The organism is Neisseria sp. P0021.S006 (assembly GCF_051956895.1).
Window position 1 is genome coordinate 1 of record NZ_JBQCWZ010001214.1, and the last position, 460, is coordinate 460.

The following is a 460-nucleotide window of genomic DNA, read 5'->3' on the forward strand; positions in this document are numbered from 1 at the left end:
GTAATGCGGTAGCCCGAAGCAAAGCGAATCACGAAAGCCAGTACCGACTGGCGATCGTCGCCTTCGACAAACACTTCCTCGGTTTCTTCGATTTCGCCTGCCGCCAGCTGATAATGCTTCGCCCAGCCTGCACAGTCGCGGATAAACTCCAAGGCCATGTCTTTGTTATAGCCGATGTACCATGCGTCCATGCCTTTAGCGGATGCGGCCAGCAAGGCGGTATCGGCAGCCTCTCCCCAGCTCAAACCGATACGGCGCGATTTTTCGCACAGCTTCACAGGCGACTGATCGGCGCACCAAGCCTGCTGATACGGCAATAAGACCGTAGGGGTACGGTCTTCTGATGGGCGGGTATTTCGGATTTCAGACGGCGTCATGATGCAATCCCTAAAATATGCTTGCGGATGGCCTCGACCGATTCTTCAGACAAGCCGCCTTTCTTGGCCTGCTTGGCTACATC

At 55.4% G+C, this 460-nt stretch carries 1 pseudogene; it reads right to left on the reverse strand.

Features of this window, described 5'->3' with window-relative positions:
* A pseudogene (locus ACTHUM_RS19545) lies at window positions 1-377 on the reverse strand (hypothetical protein); the annotation flags it as partial.
* Window positions 378-460: the final 83 nt, after the last annotated feature.